Raw genomic sequence first — 23,991 nt, forward strand, 5'->3', positions numbered from 1 at the left:
TTTCAAGCTGCACCGGCCTGGCCCGGTTCAGTAGCGCTGCCCCTGCCTGAGTGGGGCTTCGCGGTCGAGGGCCCTTGCCAAAGTGCTTCGACCAGTCTTTGTCCTCACAAGAGGATTGCCGGTGGCCAAAAAAGCCGCATCCTTCGCCGCCCTCGGTGGCTTGGTATTTTCCACCGACGCAGGTCGCCACTGCCCGGACTGTAGCCAGCCCGTGGCGGCCTGTATCTGCAAACAGACCCTGCTCCCGGCCGGCGACGGCATTGCCCGCGTGCGCCGCGAAAGCAAGGGCCGTGGCGGCAAGACCGTGACCACCATCAGCGGCGTGCCGCTGGCCGAAGACGCGCTCAAAGACCTGGCCACCAGCCTGAAAAAGCGCTGCGGCACGGGCGGGGCGTTGAAGGACGGGGTCATCGAGATCCAGGGCGATCACGTCGAACTGCTGCTGGCCGAGTTGCTCAAGCACGGCTTCAAGGCGAAGAAGTCCGGCGGCTAGCAGCCTCTGTGAAAACCACCTCGGCTTGACTCTTTGTCCTGTTTTCCTACAGGGCTTGGCGTCGTCTCCATGGTTTTCACAGAGCCTGTTCTGACTGGTTTCTAAACTCTGTCCTGGCAGCGAGGTCTACCTCCCTTACAGGCAAACCGTCATTTTCATTCTCTAGACTGCGCCAGCCTCTGATTGGGCCGGTGCTCTTTGACTTCATTTATAGGGGACTTCGATGTCCGTACGACGCACACGCAAAGACGATGGCAGCCAATGGACAGTTGCGGACAGCCGCAGTGTTTACGGGATTCGCCATTGGGGGGCCGGATATTTCGCGATCAATGACGCCGGTCGCGTCGAAGTTCGTCCGAACGGCCCGAACAGCTCGCCTATCGATCTGTACGAGCAAGTCGATCAACTGCGCCAAAGCGGTTTGTCGCTGCCGTTGCTGGTGCGCTTCCCCGATATCCTGCAAGACCGCGTACGCCAACTGACCGGCGCCTTCGACGCCAACATCGCGCGCCTGGAATACCAGAGCAAATACACCGCGCTGTACCCGATCAAGGTCAACCAGCAAGAGGCGGTGATCGAGAACATCATCGCCACCCAGGACGTGTCCATCGGCCTGGAAGCCGGCTCCAAGCCGGAGCTGCTGGCGGTGCTGGCCCTGGCGCCCAAGGGCGGCACCATCGTTTGCAACGGCTACAAGGACCGCGAGTTCATTCGCCTGGCCCTGATGGGGCAGAAGCTGGGTCACAACGTGTTCATCGTGATCGAGAAAGAGTCCGAAGTTGAACTGGTGATCGAAGAAGCCAAGGCCCTCAAGGTCAAGCCTCAGGTCGGCCTGCGGGTGCGTCTGTCGTCGTTGGCGTCGAGCAAGTGGGCAGACACCGGCGGTGAGAAATCCAAGTTCGGCTTGTCGGCCGCGCAACTGCTGTCGGTGGTCGAGCGTTTCCGCGACGCGGGCCTGGACCAAGGCATCCGCCTGCTGCACTTTCACATGGGTTCGCAGATCGCCAACCTGGCGGACTACCAGCACGGCTTCAAGGAAGCTATCCGCTACTACGGCGAGTTGCGCAACCTGGGCCTGCCGGTCGATCACATCGACGTCGGTGGTGGTCTGGGCGTGGACTACGACGGCACTCATTCGCGCAACGCCAGTTCGATCAACTACGACATGGACGACTACGCCGGTGTCGTGGTCGGCATGCTCAAGGAGTTCTGCGACGCGCAGAACCTGCCGCACCCCAACATCTTCTCCGAGAGCGGCCGTTCCCTGACCGCGCACCACGCCATGCTGGTGGTGCAGGTCACCGATGTCGAGAAACACAACGACGACGTGCCGGTGATCGAGAACAAGGAAAACCTGCCGGAAACCGTGCAATGGCTGGTGGACCTTTTGGGCCCGACCGACATTGAGATGGTCACCGAAACCTACTGGCGCGCCACCCACTACATGAGCGATGTGGCCGCCCAGTACGCCGATGGCAAGTTGACCCTGGCCGAAAAAGCCTTGGCCGAGCAGTGCTACTTCGCCGTGTGCCGGCGCCTGCACAACTCCCTCAAGGCCCGCCAACGCTCCCACCGCCAGGTGCTGGACGAACTCAACGACAAGTTAGCCGACAAGTACATCTGCAACTTCTCGGTGTTCCAGAGCCTGCCCGACACCTGGGCCATCGGCCAGGTGCTGCCGATCCTGCCGCTGCACCGCCTCGATGAAGAGCCGCTGCGCCGCGCGGTGCTGCAAGACCTGACCTGCGACTCCGACGGCAAGATCAAGCAGTACGTCGATGAGCAGAGCATCGAGACCAGCCTGCCGGTCCATGGCTTGAACGAAGGCGAGGATTATCTGCTGGGCATCTTCCTGGTGGGCGCTTACCAGGAAATCCTCGGCGACATGCACAACCTGTTCGGTGACACCGACTCGGTGAACATCTACCAGAACCCCAACGGCACGGTGTACCACGCCGGCATCGAGACCCACGACACCATCGAGGACATGCTGCGCTATGTGCATTTGTCGCCCGAGGAGTTGATGACCCACTATCGCGACAAAGTGGCCAGCGCCAAGATCACGGCCGCCGAGCGCACCCAATACCTGGATGCGTTGCGCCTGGGTCTGACGCGTTCGTCGTACCTGTCGTCTTGAGGTAGCAGCCTCGTTATGCCTGAAAACGCCCCGCCTATGCGGGGCGTTTTCGATTTGGCGTGTACGGTTTTTCCTCTATATGTAAGGGGTTTTTCAGACGACCCGAGGGTTGCCCTAACGCTCCAGTAGGTTTGTCTGTTTTTTGTGTAGGTCTGTTCCTGATCTGCCCTCTTGCTCTCTACTCGAACCGGTCTCTCGGAGAGAATCCCCAGTCGCCCTTCCTGTTAGAGAGACGCCAATGCCTGATCCAGCCTGCGAGCCTTTATTTCGTCTGGATATAGCGGGCCAGGGCCGCGGCTTCGAGGTGCTGGCGTTCACGGGCACCGAGGCCATTAGCACACCCTTTGTCTTCGACCTGCAGGTGCAGGTGGGCGACTTGGCACCTGACGCCGGGCGCCTGATGTACCGCGATGCCTACTTGCACATGGACGGCCGTTGCGGCATCCACGGGCAAATCCACGGCGTGGTCCAGGCCGACCCCTTGGCCCGGCCCGCCGTATGCCGCTTGCGCCTGGGGCCGAAACTGGCGTGCCTGGGGCAGCGCTTCAATCAGCGGGTGTTCAGTGACCTGGGCGTGCCGCAAATCCTCATGCAAGTGTTGCGCGAGCACGGCATTCACCAGGAGGGCTGGCGTTTCGACCTGGTCGGCGACTACCCGGTGCGCGACTACTGCACGCAGTACAGCGAGACCGACCTGCAATTTCTCCAGCGTCTGTGCGCCCAGGAAAACATCCACTACCACTTCGAGCACCACCGGGCCGGCCATTGCCTGGTGTTTGCCGACACCCACCAGGCTTTCGCCCGGCAACCGCCGCGCCTGCTGGGCACGGAGCGCTTCCACCTGCAATTGCGCGAACCCCTCGGGCTGGGCAGCCCCGGCCCGGTCGAAGGCCACAGTGACCTGGTGGACCTGCGCAGCGGCGTCATCCTGCCGCTGGCCGGGCACAGCCGCAGCGCCTGGAACCGCCTGTGGCTGCTGACGGGCGTGCAGCACCAGGGCGGGCGCTGGGGAGCACCCGATACGGCCGACAGCGGCGGTTATCGCAACCATTTCCGCGCCCACCCCCTGGACATGCCCTACATGCCCGCCCACCCGCCGGCCGAGCCGCTGACAGGCATCGTCCAGCGGGCGTGGGTGGTCGAGCCTCTGGGCGATCAGTCTGTGCATGCTGCCCAGGGGCGGGTGGCGTTGCGTTTTGAATGGCTGTACTCGGGGCGCGGGGCCGCCACGGACTACTGCTGGGTGGCGGTGTCGCCGCTGCTCACTGAGGAAGCGATCAAGGGCTTGCTGCCCGGTGTGGAGGTGCTGGTCAGTTTTGCCGAAGGCAACCCTGACCGCCCGCTGATTATTGGCTACCTGGCGGGGCAGCAGGTACCGGCCGCAGATGCCGGGCAATGGATGATCCCGCCTCAGGAGCCGGACCGCGCCGTGATCGAAGCGACCCTGGACCGCACCCAGTTCATGGAGGCCGGGCGTGGCATTGAAGTGACCGGCGACCTGGAACTGGTGATAAAGGGCGATGGCGAGTTGCAATTCAATGTCGGCCAGAGTCAGGTCAAGACCCAAGGTGACGGGCTTGACCTGTGCGGCGCGCAAGTGGTGCTGGACGCCCGCCCGGCGCAATCGGGGCATAGCGATGAAGGCGAGGGCCAGCAAGGTTTGCTGGAGCTGCTGCAAGGTGGCCACCCGCTGGTGATGCTGTGCATGCTGCCGGCCGGCGGCAGTTACAAACACTGCCGGGAGCGGGTCTGTACCTGTCGGGCGCTGGCCCGGTTCCGCCAGAGTGGTGCGGCATGAACCCGGCACAGATCCCGCAGCAGGCGGCGCAGTGGTTCTTGCTCGATGTACCCGGTTCGCCCCAGGCCCGCCAACAGGCGCACCTGCTGGACGGGCACTGGCACGCGCTGTTCGAGGCCACCGATTTGCGCGCGTTGGCGCAGCAGGGGCCGGTGCTGATCGACCTGGAGCGCCACCCCGCGCTGGCCGTGCTGTGCCGTAGCCAACCTCTGGCCTGGCCAGGGTTATTCCTGGGCAGCAACGCCTCGCTGCCCACCCTGTTGGGCCATTTGCGGCGCATGCTCACCGTGACCATCGGCCTGCACTTCAAGGGGTTGCTCAGCTACTACAACCCGCAAACCGCCAGCTATTTTTTCGACGCCTGCGATGCCACCGAACTGAGCCGCTGGCTGGGGCCGGTCGAGCTGCTGTTCTGGCATGGCGGCACCTGGGCCGACAAAGCGGTCGGCAGCCTCGGCTGGCAGCAACTGACCAACCCCGCGCTGCCCGGGCACCGCTTGCGCATCGAGCAAAGCCTCAACAGCCGCCAGCAAGGCAAGTTGCAAGAATGCCTGCTGGAGCGCCACGCCTACCAATGGAGCCTGGACACCGAGCTTGAATACGAGGTGATCTGGGGCCACTTGCAAGAGGGCCTGCGCCACGGTTTTTGCGAGCATGGGCTGCTCGATGACTGGCTGCGCCTTCGCCTGCGCTACCCCTACGCCAGCGTGCCCGAAGGCCCGGCGGGCAGCGCCAGCGAACGCCTGGCCCGGTTGCGCCAGGTGTGGGAGGGACGTTCGGGTTAGTGGGCGCCGGCGATAAACCATTGGTCGCGGGCCTGCAAGCGCCAGGCGATGACCGCCAGGGTTGCACTGCGCAGCAGCATGAACAGTAGGAACGTCAACCACAGCCCATGGTTGCCCAGCCCTTGTAGCCCCCAAGCGAAGGGCAGCACCAGCAGCATCGTCAACAGCATGCCGTTGCGCATTTCCCGGGCGCGGGTGGCGCCTATGAACAAGCCGTCCAGCAGATAGCTCCACACCGCGATCAACGGCAGCAGTGCCAGGTAAGGCAGGTACTCGAACGCGGTCTGGCGCACGTCGGGCATGTCGGTCTGCATCTGGATAAACAAATGGCCGCCCAGGCCAAACAGCGCGGCAAAGCCCAGGCTGGCCAGTAGCGACCAACCGCAGGCCACCACCAGTGCGCGGCGCAAGGCCGGCCGGTCGCGGGCGCCGATGGCATGCCCACACAGTGCCTCTACCGCGTGGGCCAAGCCGTCCAGCGCATGGGCGGTGAGCAGCAGGCCGTTAAGCAACAAGGCGTTGGCGGCCACCGTGGCGTCCCCCAGCCGCGCGCCTTGCACCGTGATAAGAAAAAACACCGACTGCAACGCGAGGCTGCGGATAAAAATGTCGCGGTTCACCGCCAGCAACGGCCGCCAGCTCTGCCACAACGCCAGCGCGGCCCAGGCAATGTGCCCGGGGTAGGCGCGCAGGGCTTTGCGGGTCATGGCCAGGCCGATCAGGGCGCCGGTCCACTCGGCAATCACCGAGGCCCGCGCCGAACCGACCACGCCCCAGTCCAGCTCCAGCACGAACCACAGGTTCAGCACGATGTTGACCAGGTTGGTGCTCAGCAGAATCGCCAGCGGCGCCCGGGCGTTCTGGGTGCCCAGGAACCAGCCCACCAGGGCATAACTGGCCAGCGCGGCGGGCAAGCCGAAGAGGCGGGTGTGGAAGAAGTCGCGGGTGAGCTGGTCCAGCTCGGCGGACGGCTGCATAAAGTGCAGGGCCACGCCACTCAGCGGAACTCCCAGCGCCCCCAGCAGCACCGACATACCCATGGCCAGCAACAGCCCCTGCAACAGCACCTGGCGCAATGCCGCGCCATCGCCGCGCCCGGCCGCCTGGGCGGCGAACCCAGTGGAACCCATGCGCAGGAACCCCATCGCCCAGGCGAGAAAGGTATAGAGGCTGGCGCCCACCGCGACTGCGCCCAACTGATGGGCGTGGGGCAGATGGCCGATCACCGTGCTGTCCACCAACGCCACCAAGGGCACCGAAATGTTCGACAGAATCATCGGTGCCGCCAACGCCCAGACGCGCCGGTGGGTGGGGCGGTGACGCCAATCGCTAAGCAGGGTAGACATGAAGGGCTCCAGGCAAGAGGCGGCATTGTAGCTGCCCGCCCCCCGGCGCACAGCCCGCGCTCGGCTGCGCGGCGGCCGTAAAAATGCCACGGCATAACGTCGCCATGGGGTTGCTGCGCACCCCCGCGCGGGCAAACCCGTTTGCTACGGGGAAATCAGCCACGCCCGCGAACCAAACCGCCCTCTGTCGGTCAATGTGAGCGGCGCCACAGCCGTGTGGGCGCCGGTGATATATAGTTCAACCCCTCGATGCCCCTGCCGATGAGTGCCCCATGCTTAACAAAGGACTGTTCCTGGCTTGCGCGCTTGCGCTGCTAAGCGCTTGCGATTCTTCGACCCCCGACCCGGCCCCGCCCGCCGCCTCGACGGCCGCGCCTGCCGCTGCCGCCAAGGCTGCGCCGGATGTGAACGCGCTCAAGCAGCGTTACGCCGGGCGCGAGTTAAGCGTGGTGGACGTCTCCGAGGTGCAACTGGATGGCGCCAGCACCCTGTCGGTGAGTTTTTCCATCCCCTTGGACCCGCAGCAGAAGTTCGCCGACCGCGTGCACCTGGTGGACAGCAAGTCCGGCAAGGTCGATGGCGCCTGGGAGCTGTCGGATAACCTGATGGAACTGCGCCTGCGCCACCTGGAGCCGCAGCGCAAACTGGTGCTCACCGTTGACGCCGGGCTGCGTGCGGTGAACGAGGCAACTCTCGCCGCCGAGCACATCAGCCGCCTCGAAACCCGCGACCTGCAAGCCACCGTCGGTTTCGCCAGCCGTGGCACCCTGCTGCCCACGCGCCTGGCCGAAGGCCTGCCGGTGATCGCGCTGAACGTCGACAAGATCGACGTCGAGTTCTTCCGCATCAAGCCCGAGTCCCTGCCCGCATTCCTCGCCCAGTGGGGGCGCAGCACCAGCCTGCAAAGCTACGAGTCGCGTGAGTTACTGCCCATGGCCGAACTGGTCTACGGCGGGCGTTTCGACCTCAACCCGGCGCGCAACACCCGCGAAACCCTGCTGCTGCCCATCGCCGGCCTCAAGCCCCTGCAACAGCCGGGCGTGTACCTGGCGGTGATGCGCGCCTCGGGCACCTACAACTATTCGCAACCGGCCACGCTCTTCACCCTCAGTGACATCGGCGTGTCGGTACACCGTTACCAGAACCGCCTCGATGTGTTCGCCCAGGCGCTGGAGGGCGGCAAGGCCCTGGACGGCGTCAGCCTGGAACTGCTCGACAACGAAGGTCGCGTGGTTGGCCAGGGCAAGACCGAGAAGGGCGGCCACGCCCAGTTGCCGCTGCCGAAAAAAGCCGAAGTGCTGCTCGCCCACCAAGGTGAACAGACCAGCCTGCTGCGCCTCAACAGCGCCGCGCTGGACCTGGCCGAATTCGACATCGGCGGCCCCCAGGCCCATCCGCTGCAATTCTTCGTGTTCGGCCCCCGCGACCTCTACCGCCCCGGCGAAACCGTGCTGCTCAACGCCTTGCTGCGCGATAACGACGGTAACGCCGTCAAACCGCAGCCCATCAGCGTCGAAGTACGGCGCCCGGACGAGCAGGTCAGCCGCAAATTCGTCTGGGACGCCGACGCTTCCGGCCTCTACCAGTATCAACTGCAACTGGCCGGCGAAGCGCCCACCGGGCGCTGGCAACTGGTGTTCGACCTGGGCGACGGCAAGCCCCAGCTCTATGAATTTCTCGTCGAAGACTTCCTTCCCGAACGCCTGGCCCTGGAACTCAAGGGCAGCGACGCGCCGATCACCCCGGCGGCCACCGCCGAAATCAACGTCAACGGCCGCTACCTCTATGGCGCGCCGGCGGCGGGCAACCGCCTCAGTGGCCAGGTCTACGTGCGGCCATTGCGCGAAGCGGTAAAAGCCTTGCCCGGCTATCAGTTCGGCTCGGTCACCGAGGAAGAACTGAGCCAGGACCTGGAGCTGGAAGAAACCGCCCTCGATGCCGACGGCGAAGCGGTCATTGCCCTTGAAAGCAAATGGGCCGAGGCCAAGTCGCCGCTGCAGCTGATCGTCCAGGCCAGCCTGCAAGAGTCGGGCGGGCGGCCCATCACCCGCCGCGTGGTGCAACCGGTGTGGCCGGCCGAGCGTTTGCCGGGTATCCGTGCGCTGTTCGACGGCGAGGAAACCGACGGCGACGGCCCGGTGGAGTTCGAGCTGCTGGTGGCCAACAACCAAGGGCAAAAACTGGCGGCCAACCAGCTCAAGGTGCGCCTGGTGCGCGAGCGCCGCGACTACTACTGGAACTACTCCGACAGTGACGGCTGGAGCTACCACTTCAACGAGAAATTCCTCAACCTCGACGAACAGAGCCTGAACATCAAGGCCGGCGACACCGCCAAGGTCAGCTTCCAAGTGGAGTGGGGCCCGTACCGCGTCGAGGTCGAAGACCCGCAGACCGGGCTGGTCAGCAGCCTGCGCTTCTGGGCCGGCTACCGCGCCCAGGACAACGCCGAAGGCGGTGCCGTGCGCCCCGACCAGGTCAAACTGGCCCTGGACAAACCCGCCTACGGTGATGGCGACACCGCCAACGTCACGGTGACCCCGCCCGCCGCCGGCAAGGGCTACCTGTTGGTGGAATCGGCCGAAGGCCCGCTGTGGTGGGAAGAAATCGACGTACCGGCCGAGGGCAAGAGCTTCGCCATTCAGCTCGACCCGAAATGGGCGCGCCATGACCTCTACGTCAGCGCCTTGGTGATCCGCCCGGGCGAGCGCAAGGCCAATATCACCCCCAAACGCGCCGTCGGCGTGCTGCACCTGCCGCTGGATCGCACGCAACGCAAATTGGGCCTGACCCTCAGCGCGCCGGAAAAAATGCGCCCCAAACAGCCGCTGACCGTGAAAATCCAGGCGAAAAACGCCGATGGCAGCGTGCCCAAACAGGTGCATGTGCTGGTGGCTGCGGTGGATGTGGGCATCCTCAACATCACCGAATACCCCACGCCCGACCCGTACTCCAGCCTGTTCGGGCGCAAGGCCTACGGCGCCGACCAACTTGACGTTTATGGGCAGTTGATCGAAGCCGGCCAGGGCCGCTTGGCCAGCCTGGCCTTTGGTGGCGACGCGGCGCTGGCCAAGGGCGGTAAACGCCCGGACACCAGCGTCACCATCGTCGCCCTGCAAAGCGCGCCGGTGACTCTCAACGCCCAGGGCGAAGGGGAAGTCAGCGTCAACATCCCTGACTTCAACGGCGAACTGCGCCTGATGGCCCAGGCCTGGACCGACGAGCGCTACGGCATGGCACAAGCCAAGACTGTGATTGCCGCGCCGCTGATCGCCGAATTGTCGGCGCCGCGCTTCCTCGCCGGGGGCGACCAGACCAAAGTCGCCCTGGACCTTTCCAACCTGTCGGGCAAGGCGCAGAAGCTCCAGGTGCAACTGAGCGCCGAAGGCCAGTTGAGCTTGCCGGGCGAAGCCACCCATAGCGTGCAACTGGCCCAGGGCCAGCGCACCACCTTGCAGATCCCGGTGCAGGCCCTGGGCGGTTTTGGCCAGGGCAAGGTCAAGGTGTTGGTCAATGGCCTCGACCTGCCGGGCGAGAACCTGCCGCCGTTCACCCGCGAGTGGACCCTGGGCGTGCGCCCGGCCTACCCGGCGATGCTCAAGCACTACCGCGCCGTGCTCAAGGACCAGCCGTGGACCCTGCCCGAAGGCGAGTTGGCGGCGTTTGAACCAGCCGGCCGCGAAGCCCTGCTCAGCCTGTCAAGCCGCCCGCCGCTGAACCTGGGCGAGCAGATCCGTGCGCTCAAGGCCTACCCCTACGGCTGCTCGGAACAAACCACCAGCGGCCTCTACCCCTCGCTCTACGCCGACGCCGCGAGCCTCAAGCGCCTGGGCCTGGAAGGCGAGCCAGAGGCGGAGCGCAAACGCAAGATCGAACTGGGCATCGAACGCCTGCTGGGCATGCAGCGCTACAACGGCAGCTTCGGCCTGTGGGGCGCGGACGGCGAAGAGGAATACTGGCTGACGGCCTACGTCACCGATTTCCTGCTGCGCGCCCGCGAGCAAGGCTTCGCCGTGCCGCCCGAGGCGCTAAAAAAGGCCAACGAACGCCTGCTGCGTTATGTGCAGGAACGCAACCTGATTGAAGTCAATTACAGCGAGAACGCCGAACATACCCGCTTCGCCGTGCAGGCCTACGCCGGCCTGGTTCTGGCCCGCAGCCAGCAGGCACCGCTGGGCGCCCTGCGCAGCCTGTTCGAGCGGCGCACCGACGCCCGCTCTGGCTTGCCGCTGGTGCAACTGTCGGTGGCCCTGCAGAAAATGGGCGATCAGCCGCGCGCCGACCAAGCCCTGATCGCCGGCCTGGCCGCCACCCGCAGCAGCAAGAGCTGGCTTGCGGACTACGGCAGCCCGCTGCGCGATCAAGCGCTGATACTGGCGTTGTTGGAAGAAAACGACCTGGCCAAGGGCAAGCGTGAAGAGCGCCTGTTCGAGCTGGCCGATCAACTGGCGGCCAGTCAGTACCTATCGACCCAGGAACGCAACTCGCTGTTCCTCGCCGGCCGTGGCCTGTTGGGCAAGCCGGAAAGCGCCTGGGCCGCGCAACTGAGCAGCGCCAGCGAAACCCGCGAGCTGAACAACAACCAACCGGGGTTGAAACTCGAAGGCCCGCTGCTGGCCTCGCCGCTGTCGTTGCGCAATGAAGGCAGCGAAGCGGTGTATCAGCAACTGACCATTTCCGGTTATCCGGTGCAGGCGCCGGTGGCAGGGGGCGAGAACCTGAGCATCCGCCGCGAGTACCTGGGCATGAACGGCCAGCCGTTGAACCTCAATGCCCTGGCCAGCGGCGACCTGGTGCTGGTGCACATTGCCGTTGCCGCCAAGCAGCGCGTGCCCGATGCCCTGGTGGTAGACCTGCTGCCCGCCGGCCTGGAGCTGGAAAACCAGAACCTGGCGCAAAGCGCTGCCAGCCTGGAAAACGCCAGCAGCAAGGTCAAGGAATGGCGCGAATCGATGCAGAACGCCGGGCTCAAGCACCAGGAGTTCCGCGATGACCGTTACGTCGCGGCCCTGAACCTGGACGGCTACGGCACCACGCACTTGCTGTACCTGGCGCGTGCCGTCACCCCGGGCACCTACCGCGTACCGCCGCCGCAAGTGGAGTCGATGTACCGGCCCAACTGGCAGGCCGTGGGCGATGCGCCGGCGCAGATGGTTATCAAGGGGCGTTGATCGGATAGGAGTAGGGCAAGCCCCAGTGGGAGTGGGCTTGCCCGCGAGAGTGATCGTGTAGTAAGCGGGCTCGCCCGCGACGCTGTCGTAATCGGCGCTCATTGAGTACCGATTCAGGAGCGCTACACACTCCAGCGCGGGCGAGCCCGCTTGCTACAACTACAGCCATCGCTCAATGAATAACCCAGCTCAACAGCCACAACCCCAGCAGCAGCCAGATGATCCCCATGATGATGGAGGCGCGCATAAAGGCGCGGATCGCCGAATACAGCAGCATCAGGCCCACGATCAGGGCCAGGATGCTGATGATTGAGGTGTCCATGCCCAGCGTCTGCGACAGCCCTTCGACAAAATTGCCGCCCGCGTGAGTCAGTGCATTGAACAACCCGCTCAACCCATCGACGATAAACCGGATCACCGCGCCCAGCGCCTGGCCGAGCCACTCGAAAAAGCTTTCTACCTGCATATGTGCATCCTGATGAAAAAGTGGGCGGCAATGCCGGACCTGAACCTTGGGCCGCGGATACCGGCGCCGAGTTCCGCAAGCACCATGGCCTTGCGCGCATGAGCCTGCAACCCCCTGCTGTGCAGCCAACCCGTTGTGGGAGCGGGCTTGCCCGCGATAGCGGCGCCACAGCCAGTAAAGAGGAGCCGCTGCCTCAGAAAGGGCGGCGTCTATTGGGGTTTTTGCCCTGGGCGGCGGCCACGCTGTTGCTGCTGCTCGCCCTGCTTTGGCTGGCCGACCGCCTCTGGCCCTTGCCGCTGCCCCAGGATGACCTCGCCCGCGTGGTGCTGGCCGAGGATGGCACGCCGTTGTGGCGGTTTGCCGATGCCAACGGCGTGTGGCGCTACCCGGTGGCCACCGACCAAGTGTCGCCGTACTACCTCGATGCCCTGCTGACCTACGAAGACCGCTGGTTCTACCGCCACCCTGGGGTCAACCCGCTGGCGCTGGGCCGTGCCGCGTGGCAGAACCTGGTGGGTGGGCGCGTGGTGTCGGGCGGCAGCACTCTGTCGATGCAGGTGGCGCGCCTGCTCGACCCCCATTCGCGGACCTGGCACGGCAAGTTGCGCCAGTTGTGGCGCACCGCGCAGTTGGAGTGGCACCTGTCCAAGGACCAGATCCTCGCGCTGTACCTCAACCGCGCGCCATTCGGCGGCACCCTGCAAGGCGTGGCGGCCGCCAGTTGGGCGTACTTGGGTAAATCGCCGCTGCACCTGACCCACGCCGAAGCCGCGTTGCTGGCGGTGTTGCCCCAGGCGCCGAGCCGCTTGCGCCCCGATCGCCACCCGGCGCGGGCCCAGGTGGCGCGGGACAAAGTGCTGCGGCGCCTGGCCGAGTTCGGTATTTGGCCGCAACCGGCGGTGGATGAGGCCCTGGAAGAACCGTTGCTGCTGGCCCCGCGCCTGGAGCCGAGCCTGGCGCCTCTGCTGGCGCGGCGCCTGAACCGCGCCGACAGCCCACCGCTGATCCGCACCACCCTCGATGCCACCTTGCAGCGGCGCCTCGAAGACCTGCTGCTGGGCTGGCGCGCGCGGCTGCCGGAGCACACGTCGGCGGCGATTCTGGTGGTCGAGGCGCAGACCATGGCGGTGTGCGCCTACCTGGGCTCCGTGGACATCAACGACGCCCGCCGCTTCGGCCATGTCGACATGATTAGCGCCCTGCGCTCGCCGGGCTCGACCCTCAAGCCGTTCCTTTACGGTATGGCCCTGGACGAGGGCCTGATCCATTCCGAGTCGCTGTTGCAGGACGTGCCCCGGCGTTACGGCGATTACCGCCCCGGCAACTTCTCCATGGGCTTCAGCGGCCCGGTGCCGGCCAGCAGCGCGCTGTCCACCTCCCTCAACCTGCCCGCCGTGCAATTGCTCGAAGCCTACGGGCCCAAGCGCTTTGCCGCGCAGATGCGCATCGGCGGCATGCCCCTGGCACTGCCAGCCCTGGCCGAGCCGAACCTGTCGCTGATCCTCGGCGGCGCGGGCAGTCGCCTGGAAGACCTGGTCAGCGGCTACAGCGCCTTCGCCCGGGGCGGCAAGAGCGCGGCCATTCGCCTGCAACCGGACGATGAGTTGCGCGAGCGGCCGCTGCTGTCGCCGGGGGCGGCGTGGATCGTGCGGCGCATCCTCAGCGGCCAGGCCCGCCCCGACCGCGACCCGCGCGCCGAACTGGTGCAACGCCCGGTGCTGGCCTGGAAAACCGGCACCAGCTACGGCTTTCGCGACGCCTGGGCCCTGGGCGTGGGCCCGCGTTACCTGATCGGTGTGTGGATCGGCCGCCCCGACGGCACGCCGGTGCCCGGGCAATTCGGCCTGGCCTCGGCGGCGCCGTTGATGCTGCAAGTGCACGACGTGCTGATTAACCGCGACAGCCAGCGTGGCATCAGCGCCCCGGTGCAAGCGGTGCCGCTTAATGTCGGCGTAGCGGCGATCTGCTGGCCCCTGGGCCAACCGCTGAGCCGCAGCGACCCCAATTGCCGTCGCCAGCGCTTTGCCTGGACGTTGGACGGCACCACGCCGCCCACCTTGCAGGCGCTGGACCAACCGCTGGGCGTGGGCCTGCTGGAAACCATCTGGGTCAACGACAAGGGCCTGCGGGTGGACGCCAAGTGCCCCGGCGCCGTGGCCCGCGAGGTAGCGCTGTGGCCGGCGCCGCTGGAACCCTGGCTGCCCCGGGCCGAGCGCCGCGAGGCACGCCTGCCGGCCACCGACCCGCAATGCCCCGGGCCGCTGCTGTCGGCGGCGGCACCGCTGTCGATTGTCGGCGTGCGCGAAGGCGACCAACTGCGCCGCCCGGCTGCCAGCCAAGAGCGGCTGCGCCTGAAACTCTCGGCCCTGGGCGGCAACGGCCGGCGCTGGTGGTTCGTCAACGGCGCGCCCCTGGGCGATAGCGCCCACCAGGACAGCATCAACGCCACTTTCGGCGACGTGGGGCGCTATCAACTGAGCGTGCTCGACGAAGGCGGGCAGACGGCACGGGTGGAGTTCAATGTGGTGGACTGAGTGTTAGGCCGCCATCGCGGGCCGGTTATCGGCCTGTGGGAGCGAGCCTGCTCGCGATGAACCCACCGCAAATCGCGCGCCAGCCACCCACCAGTTGCTTCCCAACCCCAACCCCCCGAAGCTATGCGCCTTGAGGAGAACCCGATGAACCTTGTAGAACTCACCCAACGCCTGCACGCCATCCGTGATCGCAACGATTGGCGGCCCTTCCACAGCCCGAAAAACCTGGCCATGGCTGCCAGCGTGGAAATGGCCGAGCTGGTGGAAATCTTCCAGTGGCTCAGCGAAGACCAATCGCGCCAACTGCCCGCCGACAAACTGGCCCACGCCGGCCAGGAAGTGGGCGACATCGTGCTGTATCTATTGCTGCTGTGCAGCGAGCTGGGGTTGGACATGAACGACGTGGTACGCAGCAAACTGGCCGACAGCGAACGGCGGTTCGGCGCATGAGCGACCGGCATTTCGACCAGTTGGCGACCCGCTTCGCCGAGAAAATCTACGGCGGCGCCAAGGGTGCGATTCGCCTGGCGGTGCTCCAGGCGGATTTGCTCCAAACCCTGCCCGAGCGGCCGCTGCGGGTGCTGGATATCGGCGCGGGCCTGGGCCACATGTCGCTGTGGCTGGCCCAGCGCGGCCATGACGTGACCCTGGCCGAGCCGGCCGAACCGATGCTCGCAGGCGCCCGCCAGCGTTTTGCCGAGGCGGGGCAGAGCGCAACCTTTATCCAGGCACCGTGGCAAGACCTGCTCGGCCAACTCACCGAGCCCTATGACCTGGTGCTGTGCCACGCGGTACTGGAATGGCTGGCCGAACCCCACGCGATCCTGCCGGTGCTGCACCAACTGACCCGCGCCGATGGCTGGTTGTCCCTGGCGTTCTACAACCGCGATGCGCTGATCTACCGCAACTTGCTCAAAGGGCATTTTCGCAAGATGCGCAAGAACGACATGGCCGGCGAAAAGCAAAGCCTGACCCCGCAACAGCCCCTTGATCCGCGTGAACTGGCGGCGCAACTTGAAGGCTTGTGGCAGGTCGAAAGCCAAAGCGGGGTGCGGGTGTTCCACGACTACATGCCGGTGGAGTTCCAGGCCCGCGCCGAACTGGCCGATTTGCTCGAAATGGAACTGGCCCACAGGCGCCACCCGGCGTTCGCCGGGTTGGGGCGTTACTTGCACTGGGTCTGCCGTCCCGTCTAGGCAGCCCTCAACGGAGCGCGAGATGAAACGCGGTGCTGGTCTTCTGCTGTTGTGCCTGAGCCTTGGCGCCTGCCAAAGCCAGAACCCTTATGTCGCCGACTCCAAACCCCTGCCGCCCGCGCCGGCGCAAGCGGCCAACACCGTCGACCGCAGCGCCTACCCGGCGCCCGTGCGCGACTACGGGCGCTACCGCAACTGGGCCTGGCGCGACGGGCGCCTGCCCGCCAGCAGTGCCTGGGCCGATTCAGCGCAAGTGGCCGAAGCGGTCAGCGACGCCCTCGACCAACGGGGGCTGCGCCCGGTGCACGACAACCGCCCGGCGGATTTGTCGGTCAGCGCCGACTTGCACCTGGAAAAACGCCTGCGCCAGGTCCGCGACGATTACGCCTATGGCGGCTATGGTGGCTACAACCGCTACGGCAACGGCTATGGCATGTACAACACGGTGCCCATCGTGCGCACCTATGAGGTGGAAGTGGTGGTGGTGCGGGTCCACCTGTTCGATGGCGCCAGCGGCCAACCGGTCTGGAGCGCCAGCGCGGAGGCCAGCAGCCAGGGCAGCCTGAGCGAGCGCGTCGATGCGCTGCGCCAGGCTGTGGAAAACGCCCTGGCGGCGTATCCTCCCAGCTAGCCATCGGGTTTTGCGTTCATGTCTTCCATGGGAGAAACATCATGCTGCGTTACGTCGCTGTACTGGCTTGTGCCGTGTTGCTCAGCGCTTGCCAATCGAACCAGGTCAACCACGACTTCGATGCCAGCCGCGATTTTGCCGGTTATCGCAGTTGGAGCTGGAAAGAACCCGCGTTGCAGTACCGCCCCGACGACCCGCGGATCAAGAGTGACTTGACCGAGCAACGCATCCGCCAGGCAGTGGGCGAACAACTGGACCAGCGCGGCTTGCGCCCGGCAGCGAGCGGGGCGCGGGCGGACCTGAACGTGCAGACCTACCTGATCGTCGAAGACCGCCAGCAGCAAGTCACCACTAACTACGGCGGCAGCGCCTGGGGCGGCCCGTGGAATGGCTACTGGGGCGCGCCGATGTACAACGAAACCCGCAACGTGACCTATAAGGTGGCGACCTTGCAGATCGACCTGCTCGACGGCAAGGACGGCAAACTGGTCTGGCGCGGCAGCGACGAGCAACTGCTCAGCACTTCCCCGAACCCCGCCGACCGTAGCGCCGCCGTGCGCGCGACCGTGAGCCGGATTCTGGCGAACTATCCGCCCAGGTAAGGCGGAGTCAAAAAACACTGTGGGAGCGAGCCTGCTCGCGATGGCGGCCTATCAGCCCTTAATGGTTTGGCTGAAAACCGCTATCGCGAGCAGGTTCGCTCCCACAGATACACACACAGCAAGTGGCAGGGTGACCGCTTACCCGCGATGACGCCCGCGGAAGTAGTCGATCAAACCTTGGGTCGAGGCATCGTCGGCCGGGGTTTCTTCGCTGCCGATCAACCGGTTGTAGACGCCTTTACCCAGCTCCTTGCCCAACTCCACGCCCCATTGGTCGAAGGCGTTGATACCCCAGATCACGCTCTGCACGAAGACCTTGTGTTCGTACAGCGCCACCAGCGCGCCGAGGCGACGGGGGCTGATGCGCTCCACCACCAGGGTGTTGCTGGGGCGGTTGCCGGGGATGACTTTGTGCGGCGCCAGTTTCTGCACTTCGTCTTCGCTCAGGCCTTTGTCGCGCAGTTCGGCTTCGGCTTCGGCGCGGGTCTTGCCCAGCATCAGGGCCTGGCTCTGGGACAGGCAGTTGGCGTACAGCCACTGGTGATGGTCGGCCACCGGGTTGAAGCTGACGATGGGCACGATGAAATCGGCCGGGATCAACTGGGTGCCCTGGTGCAGCAACTGGTGGTAGGCGTGCTGGCCGTTGCAGCCGACGCCGCCCCAGATCACCGGCCCGGTGTCGGTGGACACCGGTGTGCCGTCCTGGCGCACGCTCTTGCCGTTGGACTCCATGTCCAGTTGCTGCAAGTGCTTGGTGATGTTGCGCAGGTAGTGGTCGTACGGCAGGATCGCGTGGCTTTGCGCGCCCCAGAAGTTGCCGTACCACACGCCCAGCAGTGCCAGCAGCACCGGCATGTTCTGCTCGAACGGCGCGTTCTGGAAATGCTGGTCCATGGTGTAGGCACCCGACAGCAGTTCCTTGAAGTTGGACATGCCGATGGCCAGGGCAATCGGTAGGCCAATGGCCGACCACAGCGAGTAGCGCCCACCGACCCAGTCCCACATCGGGAAGATGTTCTCTTCACGGATGCCGAACGCCACGGCCGCGGCGTTGTTGCTCGACACCGCGATGAAGTGTTTGTACAGCTCTGCCTCGGAACCGCCCTGGGCCAGGTACCAGGCGCGCGCGGCCTGGGCGTTTTTCAGGGTTTCGAGGGTGTTGAAGGATTTCGACGAAACGATGAACAGCGTCGTTTCAGCGCGGATTTTCTGCGCCAGTTCATGGAACTCACTGCCGTCGATGTTCGCCAGGTAGTGGCAGCGCACGCCTTTCTGGGCGTAGGACAACAATGCCTCAGACACCAGCTCCGGGCCGAGGAACGAGCCACCGATGCCGATGTTGACGACGTCGGTGATTGGCTTTTCGGTGTAGCCGCGCCACAGGCCATCGTGGATGCGGCCCACCAGTTCGGTGATCTGGTTGAGCACCTTGTGCACGTCGGGCATGACGTTGACGCCATTGACCGACAACTTGTCGCCCACCGGGCGGCGTAGGGCGGTGTGCAGCGCCGGGCGGCCTTCGGAGGAGTTGACGATTTCGCCGTCGAACAGCGCCTTGATGGCGTCCTTGAGCTTGACCTCGTTGGCCAGGGTCACCAGGCGCTCGCGGGTTTGGGTGGTAATCAGGTTTTTCGAATAGTCGAGCAAAAGCCCGCAGCTGCTCAGGGTGAACTGGCTAAAGCGCTGAGGATCGCTGTTGAACGCCTCGCGCATGCTGAAATCCTGCATGGCCTGGCGGTGGTCATTCAACGCCTGCCAGGCAGGCAGAGCGGTCACGTCATGGGGAGTGCGGTAGTACGCCATCGCTGCGGGGTTCCTTAACTTGAACTTGGACTGGCTTTTGGACACTGAACGGCCCGGAACGTCCTGTTCGGTACAAGACAAATCCGGTCAAGCTGCGCCACCAGGGCTTACTGGCGCAAGGCCAATACCATAAACCTTGTGCCTGGAGCTGTCTTGATTTTGTCGGAGGCTATTTTCAACGGCCGGCGCCGGCAGGTTGGCTGCCGGCGGGGCGGGTGCGCAGGGCTGCGCGAAGGTTCAGGCGACCTGGACCGGGATGGCGTTGCTGGTGTGGCTCAGTTCGTTGCCCGGCGCCATGTACAGCATGCGTGGCTTGAAATTGAGCAACTCGGCTTCGCTGTAGTGGGCGTAGGCGCAGATGATGACGCGGTCGCCGACCTTGGCCTTGTGGGCCGCCGCGCCGTTGACCGAAATCATGCGCGAGCCTTCTTCGCCACGGATCGCGTAGGTGGTGAAGCGTTCGCCGTTGTCGACGTTGTAGATCTGGATCTGTTCGTATTCACGGATGCCGGACAGGTCCAGCCACTCGCCATCAATGGCGCAGGAGCCTTCGTAATCCAGCACGGCGTGGGTGACTTCGGCGCGATGCAACTTGGCCTTGAGCATGATGGCGTGCATGAGTGTTTCCTTGGTCAGAACCCCGAATCGGCGCGCAGTTTGCCCGAAGCGGGAAGGGGGAGCAATTGCTGTCTGCGAGGGCATTTTGGCGGCACCAGGCCCTGGTGAGGAGGGCCTGTGTGCTCCCACAGGGGATGCCCCTCAGGCATCCAGATTCACATGCAAGTTGTCGATCAACCGTGTCGCGCCCAGGTACGCGGCGGCCAGGATCACTAGGTCGCGGTCTTCGCCGGTGGCCGGGCGCAGGGTCAGGGCGTGGCGGATTTCCAGGTAATCGGGACGAAAACCCGCGGCTTGCAGTACGCGGCTCTGCTCGGCCAGCAACGCCGGGTAGTCGCGTTCGCCCTGCTCGATGGCCGCGCCGATCTGGCTCAGGCTGCGATACAGCGCTGGGGCGATGGCCCGTTGTTCGGCGCTCAGGTAACCGTTGCGCGAGGACAGCGCCAAGCCGTCTTCGGCGCGCACGGTGGGCTCGCCGATGATCTGGATCGGCAGGTTGAGGTCATGCACCAGAGCGCGGATCACGGCCAGTTGCTGGAAGTCTTTCTGGCCGAAAATCGCCAGGTCCGGCTGGACCATGTTGAACAGCTTGCTGACCACCGTCGCCACCCCCTCGAAATGCCCGGGGCGGCTGGCACCGCACAGGCCTTCGGACAGTTGCGGAACGCTGACGCGGGTCTGCCCGGCCATGCCGTCGGGGTACATTTCCTCGACTGTGGGCGCGAACAGCAGGTGGCACCCGGCCTGCACCAGGGTTTCCTGGTCGGCGGCGAGGGTGCGCGGGTACTTGTCCAGGTCTTCGCCAGCGCCGAATTGCAGTGGGTTGACGAAAATGCTCGCCACTACGAAATCGACGCGTTGGGCGGCCTTGGTGACCAGCGCCGCGTGGCCGCTGTGCAGGTTGCCCATGGTGGGCACCAGGCCAATGCGTTTGCCTTCGCTGCGAGCGCGGGCGACGGCGGCGCGCAGTTCACGCACGGTTCTGACCATGTTCATGCGCTAAACCCGTGTTCGGTGGCGGGGAAGGTCACAGCTTTGACTTCCTTGACGTAGGCGCTCAAGGCATCCTGGATGCTGGCTTGGCCTTGCATGAAGTTCTTCACGAATTTGGGCGAGCGGCCGGTCAGGGCCAGGCCGAGCATGTCGTGGATCACCAGCACTTGGCCGTCGGTGCCGCTGCCGGCGCCAATGCCGATCACCGGCACTTTTACCGCGTGGGAAATTTCTTCGGCCAGTTCGCTCGGCACGCATTCCAGCAAAATCATCGCCGCACCGGCCTGTTCCAGGGCAATGGCATCGGCGCGCATCTGCCGCGCCTGGGCTTCGTTGCGCCCCTGCACTTTATAGCCGCCCAGCACGTTGACCGATTGCGGGGTCAGGCCCAGGTGTGCGCACACCGGCACGCCGCGTTCGGCCAGCAGGCGGATGGGCTCGGCCAGCCAGGCGGCGCCTTCGAGCTTGACCATGTGGGCGCCGGCCTGCATCAGTTGGCCGCTGTTGTGCAGGGCCTGTTCGATGGTGGCATAGGCCATGAAGGGCAGGTCGGCGACGATCATCGCGCCCTGGTTGCCGCGTTTGACGCACGCGACGTGGTAAGCCAACTCCGCGTTGGTGACGGGCAGCGTGCTGTCATGGCCTTGCAACACCATGCCCAGGGAATCGCCGACCAGCAGCACATCCACGCCAGCCTGGCAGCAGGCCTGGGCGAACGTGGCGTCATAGCAGGTCAACATGGCGATTTTCTCGCCCTTTTGCTTGAGGCCTTGCAGGGTGGTCAGGGTGGTGTCTGGCATGAAAAAGTCCTCGTTCAGGCGCCGGGAAACTACTGCGAGTAACGCGCGTGATGCTTCGTTTATACAGGCGCACGGTCTGTTGTCGTGCTTATAAGGCCTGGATTGCGCCCTTCAGCGCCGGGTTGGCGGCAGCGGGACGCCTATAGTCGTGAGGAGAACTCGGTAAGTCAATTGGATGTGTTACCGCGTTGTTACGTCTGCGGTGTTACCCCTGTTACTGATGCGTTTCAGCAATAAAACAGCGAGGCTACAGGCGTTCGAGGCCGACAAACGGGCAATCGGCCAGCAAGTCCTTGAGCATGCGGCCGTCGGCCAGGCGCAAGTCAGCGGGTGCCAATTCCGCCAATGGATAGAGGACAAATGCCCGCAGGTGCACTTGGTAGTGGGGGACTTTGAGACGCGGCTCGTCGATCAGGCGATCGCCGAACAGCAGGATATCCAGGTCCAGGGTGCGCGGGCCCCAGCGTTCCAGGCGTTCGCGGCCCTGGTCGTTTTCGATGGCTTGCAGCGCGTCCAGCAGTTGCAGCGGCTCAAGGCTGCTGTCCAGCGCCGCGACCGCGTTGGTGTAGCGCGGTTGGCCGGGGAGCAGGGAGTCGCTTTGATAGAACGCGGACGTGCCGACGAGGCGGGTCTGGGGCAGGTGCGCCATGGCCTCGAGGGCGTGGCGCAGTTGTTCGGCCGGGGCGGCCAGGTTGCTGCCCAGGCCTATATAGATGCGTTCCATCGGTTTAGTCGTCGGCGCCGGCGGCGCGTTTACGCTTGCTGCCGCTACTGCGCCGACGTTTGCGGGGGGCAGCGCCGGTGCCGTCGTCCTTGCCGCTGAGCTCGCGAATCATCTCGCGGCGCTCGCTGTCGTTGCTGTCCTGGTAGTCGGTCCACCATTCGCCCAGGCCATCGGTCTGCTCGCCGGCGCTTTCGCGCAGCAGGAGAAAGTCGTAGCCAGCGCGGAAACGCGGGTTATCCAGCAGCAGGTCGGCGCGTTTGCCGCTGCGCCGGGGCAGGCGTTCCTGCATGTCCCAGATCTCGCGGATGGGCAGGGTGAAGCGCTTGGGGATGGCGATGCGCTGGCATTGCTCGGCGATCAGCTCGTGGGCGGCTTCCTGCATCGCCGGGATCGGCGGCATGCCGCGGCTTTGCAGGCGCAGCACTCGGGCGGGCAGGGCCGGCCAGAGCAGGGCGGCGAACAGGAAGGCTGGGGTCACCGGTTTGTTCTGCTTGATACGCAGGTCGGTGTTAATCAGCGCTTCGCTTATCAGCGTGTGGGTGTAGGTCGGGTTGTGCTCCAGCGCCTCGGCACTGGCCGGGAATAGCGGGTCGAACAGTTGCAGGTCGACCAGCATCTCGAAGGTGTCGGCGGCGTGGCCGGACAGGAACAGCTTGAGCACTTCTTCGAACAGGCGCGCCGACGGGATTTCGCGCAGCATCGGCGCCAGGTCGCGGATAGGCGCTGCGGTGTGCTTCTCGATGCCGAAATTGAGCTTGGCGGCGAAACGCACGGCCCGCAGCATGCGTACCGGGTCTTCCTGGTAGCGCTGGCGCGGGTCGCCAATCAGGCGCACCAGGTGGTTGCGGATGTCGTGTACGCCATTGGCGTAATCGAGAATGCGCTCGCTGACCGGGTCGTAGTACAGGGCATTGATGGTGAAGTCGCGGCGTTGCGCGTCTTCTTCCAGGGTGCCGTAGACGTTGTCGCGCAGGATGCGCCCGCTTTCATTGCGTGAGGACTGGTTGCTGTCTTCCTCTTCATCGGCTTGCGGGTGGTTGGCGCGAAAGGTCGCTACTTCAATGATTTCGCGGCCAAAGTGGATATGCACCAATTTGAACCGACGGCCAATGATGCGCGCGTTACGAAACTCGGCCTTGACCTGTTCGGGCGTGGCGCTGGTGGCGACGTCGAAGTCTTTGGGGGTGATGTTGAGCAGCATGTCGCGCACGCAACCACCCACCAGGTAGGCCTGGTAACCGGCGTTTTGCAGGCGTTCGACGATGTTCACCGCATAACGGCTGAATTGCGCCTTTTGCAGCGAATGTTGGCTGCTGTTGAGCACTTCAGGGGTGCTACGCAGGTGCTGTGTGCGACGCAGGGGAGAACGGAATGACTGGAACAGCTTCTTCAGCATGGGATGCACTGTTTGAAGGAATGTTCGGCCATAACGAAGAATGACCGCATGATGGGCGGGGATTCTAGCATTTAGTCGGGGGATGGTGTAGGAGACTGGAGCAGCCACGTGTTTTAAGCGGCAAACTGCAAGGGAAATGCGCAATTACGGAAACTACAAGGGGAGCCGAAGCTCCCCAAGAAGTAGTTGCATGCTCTGTTTTTATTATTGGTTTCGGGCTTCTTGTTTTTGTTGAGTGCCCTTGCCACAAGGCTGTTGACCGTTGTGACACTCCCAATCGGGAGTCAAGAGCAAACGGATTGCTTTGATCGCTGTGTTGCAATGATCTCGATTGATCCAACCAGTTCAGGCTCTGTCTTAGGACAGTTTTTATTGTTCTCGGCCTGGTTGTGGGGCAAGCCCCAAATACAACGCCTCTCCAAAAGAATCAGTTAGCTGCGCCTCTCGCCGTCTTGTTTTTATTGTGCGTGAGTCGATTCGTCTTATTTTTATTGTCGTGTG

At 64.7% G+C, this 23,991-nt stretch carries 18 protein-coding genes; 10 read left to right on the forward strand and 8 right to left on the reverse strand.

The window, feature by feature from the left end; translation table 11 throughout:
- Nucleotides 1-121 precede the first annotated feature (121 nt).
- The 4 genes from AC19YR_RS16120 to AC19YR_RS16135 all read left to right on the forward strand — a co-directional run bounded on the left by AC19YR_RS16120 (nt 122) and on the right by AC19YR_RS16135 (nt 5,213).
- Nucleotides 122-493, forward strand: coding sequence for a translation initiation factor Sui1 (locus AC19YR_RS16120; protein ID WP_095109538.1), 372 nt, complete (start codon nt 122-124; stop codon nt 491-493).
- A gap of 223 nt (nt 494-716) precedes the next feature.
- Nucleotides 717-2,630, forward strand: a complete 1,914-nt coding sequence (speA, locus tag AC19YR_RS16125; protein WP_095109537.1) for an arginine decarboxylase — start codon at nt 717-719, stop codon at nt 2,628-2,630.
- A 238-nt stretch (nt 2,631-2,868) separates the two neighbouring features.
- A complete protein-coding gene (locus AC19YR_RS16130) occupies nt 2,869-4,428 on the forward strand; it encodes a type VI secretion system Vgr family protein (protein WP_500599225.1) in 1,560 nt (519 codons plus the stop codon).
- Nucleotides 4,425-5,213 (forward strand): DUF4123 domain-containing protein, encoded by a 789-nt coding sequence (locus AC19YR_RS16135; protein ID WP_095109535.1) that lies wholly within the window; start codon nt 4,425-4,427, stop codon nt 5,211-5,213. The genes AC19YR_RS16130 and AC19YR_RS16135 overlap by 4 nt, the downstream gene beginning before the upstream one ends.
- Here AC19YR_RS16135 and AC19YR_RS16140 read toward each other — a convergent pair.
- The gene (locus AC19YR_RS16140) at nt 5,210-6,559 is read right to left on the reverse strand and encodes an MATE family efflux transporter (protein ID WP_095109534.1); all 1,350 of its coding nucleotides are present in this window, start codon (nt 6,557-6,559) and stop codon (nt 5,210-5,212) included. The two genes, AC19YR_RS16135 and AC19YR_RS16140, sit on opposite strands and share 4 nt — an antisense overlap.
- A gap of 272 nt (nt 6,560-6,831) precedes the next feature.
- On the opposite strand from AC19YR_RS16140, the gene AC19YR_RS16145 reads away from it, so the two are divergent.
- On the forward strand, nt 6,832-11,727 hold the full coding sequence (locus AC19YR_RS16145) for an alpha-2-macroglobulin family protein (RefSeq protein ID WP_500599227.1): 4,896 nt from the start codon (nt 6,832-6,834) through the stop codon (nt 11,725-11,727).
- Nucleotides 11,728-11,899: 172 nt separating this feature from the next.
- On the opposite strand, the gene AC19YR_RS16150 is transcribed toward AC19YR_RS16145, so the two are convergent.
- The gene (locus AC19YR_RS16150; RefSeq protein WP_095109532.1) at nt 11,900-12,193 is read right to left on the reverse strand and encodes a hypothetical protein; all 294 of its coding nucleotides are present in this window, start codon (nt 12,191-12,193) and stop codon (nt 11,900-11,902) included.
- Between the two features lie 221 nt (nt 12,194-12,414).
- On the opposite strand from AC19YR_RS16150, the gene pbpC reads away from it, so the two are divergent.
- The 5 genes from pbpC to AC19YR_RS16175 all read left to right on the forward strand — a co-directional run bounded on the left by pbpC (nt 12,415) and on the right by AC19YR_RS16175 (nt 17,156).
- Nucleotides 12,415-14,727, forward strand: coding sequence for a peptidoglycan glycosyltransferase PbpC (pbpC, locus tag AC19YR_RS16155; protein ID WP_500599240.1), 2,313 nt, complete (start codon nt 12,415-12,417; stop codon nt 14,725-14,727).
- A gap of 144 nt (nt 14,728-14,871) precedes the next feature.
- Entirely contained in the window at nt 14,872-15,177 is a 306-nt protein-coding gene (locus AC19YR_RS16160) for a MazG-like family protein (protein WP_095109531.1), read from the forward strand.
- Nucleotides 15,174-15,923 carry a methyltransferase domain-containing protein gene (locus AC19YR_RS16165; RefSeq protein ID WP_500599229.1) on the forward strand — a complete coding sequence of 250 codons (750 nt, stop codon included), beginning with the start codon at nt 15,174-15,176 and terminating at the stop codon, nt 15,921-15,923. Before AC19YR_RS16160 ends, AC19YR_RS16165 begins: the two co-directional genes overlap by 4 nt.
- A gap of 22 nt (nt 15,924-15,945) precedes the next feature.
- Entirely contained in the window at nt 15,946-16,554 is a 609-nt protein-coding gene (locus tag AC19YR_RS16170; protein ID WP_500599230.1) for a DUF4136 domain-containing protein, read from the forward strand.
- Between the two features lie 41 nt (nt 16,555-16,595).
- On the forward strand, nt 16,596-17,156 hold the full coding sequence (locus AC19YR_RS16175) for a DUF4136 domain-containing protein (RefSeq protein WP_095109528.1): 561 nt from the start codon (nt 16,596-16,598) through the stop codon (nt 17,154-17,156).
- A gap of 138 nt (nt 17,157-17,294) precedes the next feature.
- On the opposite strand, the gene pgi is transcribed toward AC19YR_RS16175, so the two are convergent.
- From pgi to AC19YR_RS16205, 6 genes are all read right to left on the reverse strand, one after another.
- Nucleotides 17,295-18,959, reverse strand: a complete 1,665-nt coding sequence (gene pgi, locus AC19YR_RS16180) for a glucose-6-phosphate isomerase (protein WP_500599231.1) — start codon at nt 18,957-18,959, stop codon at nt 17,295-17,297.
- A gap of 237 nt (nt 18,960-19,196) precedes the next feature.
- A complete protein-coding gene (panD, locus tag AC19YR_RS16185; RefSeq protein ID WP_003228271.1) occupies nt 19,197-19,577 on the reverse strand; it encodes an aspartate 1-decarboxylase in 381 nt (126 codons plus the stop codon).
- 141 nt (nt 19,578-19,718) lie between these two features.
- Nucleotides 19,719-20,573 carry a pantoate--beta-alanine ligase gene (gene panC / locus AC19YR_RS16190; RefSeq protein ID WP_500599232.1) on the reverse strand — a complete coding sequence of 285 codons (855 nt, stop codon included), beginning with the start codon at nt 20,571-20,573 and terminating at the stop codon, nt 19,719-19,721.
- Entirely contained in the window at nt 20,570-21,370 is an 801-nt protein-coding gene (gene panB / locus AC19YR_RS16195) for a 3-methyl-2-oxobutanoate hydroxymethyltransferase (RefSeq protein WP_095109525.1), read from the reverse strand. Before panB ends, panC begins: the two co-directional genes overlap by 4 nt.
- 247 nt (nt 21,371-21,617) lie before the next feature.
- A complete protein-coding gene (gene folK, locus AC19YR_RS16200) occupies nt 21,618-22,094 on the reverse strand; it encodes a 2-amino-4-hydroxy-6-hydroxymethyldihydropteridine diphosphokinase (RefSeq protein ID WP_500599233.1) in 477 nt (158 codons plus the stop codon).
- A 4-nt stretch (nt 22,095-22,098) separates the two neighbouring features.
- On the reverse strand, nt 22,099-23,490 hold the full coding sequence (locus AC19YR_RS16205) for a polynucleotide adenylyltransferase PcnB (RefSeq protein ID WP_095109523.1): 1,392 nt from the start codon (nt 23,488-23,490) through the stop codon (nt 22,099-22,101).
- Between the last annotated feature and the right edge of the window lie 501 nt (nt 23,491-23,991).

The sequence above is a fragment of the Pseudomonas sp. MF08817 genome, assembly GCF_059862705.1.